At 42.2% G+C, this 4,124-nt stretch carries 3 protein-coding genes; 1 reads left to right on the top strand and 2 read right to left on the bottom strand.

The annotated features are described in order from the left end of the window. Positions 1 to 89 precede the first annotated feature (89 nt). Positions 90 to 1,040, top strand: coding sequence for a calcium/sodium antiporter (locus Q7J27_05850; protein MDO9528666.1), 951 nt, complete (start codon positions 90 to 92; stop codon positions 1,038 to 1,040). Between the two features lies 1 nt (position 1,041). Here the strand turns inward: Q7J27_05850 and cysS are convergent, their stop codons facing one another. Beyond that, positions 1,042 to 3,339 (bottom strand): cysteine--tRNA ligase, encoded by a 2,298-nt coding sequence (cysS, locus tag Q7J27_05845; GenBank protein ID MDO9528665.1) that lies wholly within the window; start codon positions 3,337 to 3,339, stop codon positions 1,042 to 1,044. Between the two features lie 177 nt (positions 3,340 to 3,516). Further along, positions 3,517 to 3,933, bottom strand: a complete 417-nt coding sequence (locus Q7J27_05840; GenBank protein ID MDO9528664.1) for a DUF1178 family protein — start codon at positions 3,931 to 3,933, stop codon at positions 3,517 to 3,519. Between the last annotated feature and the right edge of the window lie 191 nt (positions 3,934 to 4,124).

Raw genomic sequence — 4,124 nt, 5'->3', positions numbered from 1 at the left:
TCGCCCCGTATCTCCATTCTGCAGCAAGTGTCCTGTTTCAATGCAATGTGACAGGGTGGGCGTAGTCAAAAGCCGATAGAGATGAATGAATGCAGATAGCTAATATATATATAGCCTTTCTTGTCTTGATAATTTCTTTCACTGTTCTGGCCAGGGCAGCGGACTGGCTTGTGGAAGGGGCCGTCGGCCTGTCCTGTATACTGCGTTTGCCTAAAATCCTTATCGGGATAATCGTTGTCGGAGTCGCCACGACCGCACCTGAATTGATGGTATCGGCAACCTCTGCATTTCTTGGAAAACCGGAAATCGCACTGGGGAATGCCATAGGATCGGTTATTTGTGATGATGGCCTTGCATTATCGCTGGCTGTACTCATTTCCCTGAGTCCGATATTGGTGACAAGAAATATTTTCAAAATTACTGCGGTCTTTCTCATTGTTGTCGATCTTGTTGCCTACGCCCTGTGCTGGGATGGAACACTCGATCGCGGGGAAGGAATGTTATTAGTGGGACTGTTTGCCGTCTATGCCATTGTCATGATTTTCATCAAAAAACATAAAGATGAAGAAGTTGTCTCATACGAGAAAGAAGTGGCAAACTCAAAAATATTTCTCATGTTTTGCTTTGGCTTGATAGGCATCTTTGTGGCGAGTCGCTTTATTGTTTCCTCGGCAGTTTTTATTGCTGATTACTTTAATGTTCCAGAGGCGATTATAGCTCTTGGAATGGTTGCATTTGGCACCTCGATTCCGGAAGTAGCAACATGCATTACCGCAGCTCGCAAGGGTGAGGGAGGGATTGCGGTAGGTAATATTCTTGGAGCGGACATATTGAACGTTTGCTGGGTTGCGGGTGTCTCGGCAATTGTTAATCCACTTACAGTGGGAACAAAACTGATTCACTTCATGTTTCCGGCCATGCTGATTATGGTGTTTGTTATGCTCGGATTGATGAGAATTAATTACAGATTGGAAAGGTGGAAAGGTGGTTTGCTTCTGGGCATGTATATATTATACTTATTTTTGCTGGCTATAAGGTAGGTCATAGTTCTTTTAAGGGAGTGTCCATAACAACGACACCCAATTCTTCCAGCTCTTTTCTTATCCGGTCGGATTCTTTCCAGTTCCCGGCCCTCCTAAATTCTTCCCTTTCTTTCAAAAGCTTTTTGATATCGTCGCTTATTGTTTCTTCCTCAAAGTCCATGATTCCTAATGCGGAATCTATTCCTTGCATTACCTCAAGTATTTTATCCCGCTCTTTTTTGTTTAGTTGACCTTTGGCCAGTGGAGGATTGACCTTCTTGACGAATTCAAAAATAGAGGCAAGAGCACCGGAAATATTAAAATCATCATCCATCGCCTCGGCAAATCCCTGCTTCACGTCATAGATGAACTGGTCAACATCAGGATAGCCTTTTCCAGGTGTAAAGCGGATGAGCCTCTGAATAAAGTTATTTAAATTATGGACAGTATTTCTTGCCGTATCAAGTGCTCCAAAGGAGAAATTGAGTGGTTTTCTGTAATGGGAACTGAGCAGAAAATATCTGATATCCTTGCCCTTATACCCTTTTTTCTCTATATCTTCCATGGAAAAGAAATTGTCCAGAGAGCGAGACATCTTTTTCCCTTCCATCATGACAAGATCGGTGTTGATCCAATAATTGGCCAGACGCTTTCCTGTGGCCGCTTTCCCTATAGCCATGACATTTTCACAGTGTGGAAAAACAATATCGGAACCACCCGCATGAATATCAAAAGTTTCCGCCATATGCTTCAACGAAATTGCCGCACACATAAGATGCCAGCTCGGCCTGACATTTCCCCACCTGGTCTTGAAATATACTCCCCTTTTTAACTCGGCAAGTGTTGATCTCTTGAGGAGGGCAAAATCTATTGGACTATCCTTCTCGTAGTAGTCAATATCTACAGTTTTTCCATGTCTAACCTTTTCCAGGTCAATGTTGGAAAGGGTGCCGTAATCGTCAAGTTTGGATATGTCGAAATAAACGGATTTCAGCTTTTCGTAGGCGTAGCCCCTTTCTACCAGTTTCTCAGCAAGATCAAGCATGATATTGACATTTTTACTTGCCCTCGGATAATTATCCTTACTTTTGATATTAAGCAGGGCTACATCCTTGAGAAATGTCTCGACATATGATTCTGTAAATTCCCCCAGATCCATATCGAGTTGGTCAGCCCCCTTTATGGATCTGTCGGCTAAATCAATTATGTTCATGACATGTTTGACCTTATATCCTCTGAACTCCATGTATCTTCTGATGACATCTGAAACAACAAAGCGACGGTAACTTCCGATATGCGGCACTTCATGAACAGTCGGACCGCAAGAGTAAATAAGAATTTCTCCGGGATTTATCGGTTCGAAGAATTCCTTTTGCCTGGTTAGGGTATTGTACAGACGGAGTGTCGTTTTTTCTTTGTCTGCAAAGAGTTCCGTAGAGAGGTACCTCTCTCCACTATCGGGAAAAATCACCACGATAATTCCATCCTTCATTTCCTTTGCCTTTTCCAGAGCCACATGCATGGCAGCTCCCGAACTCATTCCGGCCAGAATTCCCTCTTCCCGGGCAAGTCTTCTGGCCATTTCAAAGGCATCTTCGTCGAGAATGTTTATTTTTTCATGCAGGTGTTTTTTATCAAAAATTCCCGGCTGGTAGGACTCTTTCATGTTCTTAAGCCCTTGTATTTTATGACGCAAATAAGGCTCCACCCCTATTATTTCTATATCCTTGTTATATTCCTTGAGCCGTCTTGAAATCCCCATGGCGGTACCGGAGGTTCCAAGAGTGGCAACCACCATGGTTACTTGCCCTTCCGTCTGCCTCCAGATTTCTTCTGCAGTGCCGAAATAATGAGCCAGCACATTATCTTCGTTATTAAACTGATCCGTGCAAAAATATTTTTCCGGATTCTCGCGCATCAGTTTATAGGACTCCTCTATAGCGCCGTCTGTACCAAGATTCGCTGGAGTGAGATACAATTCTGCACCCATGGCCTTTAATATCTTTTTTCTCTCCTCGCTGGCAGATTCCGGCATCGTCAGAAATAGTCTATATCCCTTGGTTGCAGCTACAAGGGCAAGGCCGATACCTGTATTTCCACTGGTAGCCTCCAAAATCACTTTGTTTCCGGTAAGTTCTCCTCTCTCTTCAGCCTTCTCAATCATGTATAGGGCACTTCTGTCCTTTATGGATCCCCCAGGATTAAAGCTTTCCATTTTTGCAAAAATTTTTACATTTTTGTTGGGATTCAATTTGCGAATTTCCACAAGAGGAGTATCCCCTATCATATCCAGGATATTTCTATAGTTGTTTCGCATGAAGTTTCACCTACAAAAAAAGGGGCAATCTTTCGACCCCTGAATCTAAAAACTCTTAACTTTCTACTGTAACGGGTTCTTGAAATGAGGGTCAGATTTTGAAAATTGCCATTTCTTCAACTTATAAGCAAATCTACTTTCATGTAAAATGTCAAATATCAAGATCTGCCCCCTTTCTCAACTGTCGAATTTAGGTATGGGAATCTTTATAAACTTAACTCCCTCTTCTTTCAGAGTTTCTTCTTCAGTTTTAGTCGTAGTCCCTTTTATGTTTCTTGTATCCTCTTCGCCGCTATGTATTTTCAGGGCTACCTTGGCAAACTTGTCCCCAACATCATCAAAGTTTTTGTCGAGATATTCATGAAATAGCTGAAGTGCTTTTATCGGAGAGATGTCTTTTAAACTTTTTTCTTTAGATTCCTCAAGGCCCTTCCCCATTACAGTCACAGACGAGAGAAGCATTTCCACTTCAGAACTTCCACATATAGGACAGGTGATCAATTTCTGAGTCTTCTGATCTTCAAAAGCCGTCCTGTCATTAAACCACCCCTCGAACTTGTGGTTTTTTTTACACTTAAGGTCATAAATTATCACTGGACTTTTTCCCCTAACACAACCCGGAGAAATCCGGATTAAAATTTCTTTTTATTCTACCACTACTTTAAATCAAAAACAACAATTGAACCTCCCCGCAATAAGTCGCGGGGAATGTACTCGCTGTTGAGTTCAGACACGGCAAAAAATTGTGGACTTTTGTCAAGAGATTATATATCGTCCAATCTGAG

The organism is Syntrophales bacterium (assembly GCA_030655775.1).
Taxonomy (GTDB): Bacteria; Desulfobacterota; Syntrophia; order Syntrophales; family JADFWA01; genus JAUSPI01.
Note: the sequence above shows the minus strand (reverse complement) of the source record. Positions and strands in the feature narration are given on the sequence as shown.

What these genes read in the sequence shown, in the direction of transcription:
- Q7J27_05850 (MDO9528666.1), top strand. Translation starts at nt 90, where the DNA reads ATGCAGATAGCTAATATATATATAGCCTTTCTTGTCTTGATAATTTCT.
- cysS (MDO9528665.1), bottom strand. Translation starts at nt 3,339, where the DNA reads ATGCGAAACAACTATAGAAATATCCTGGATATGATAGGGGATACTCCT.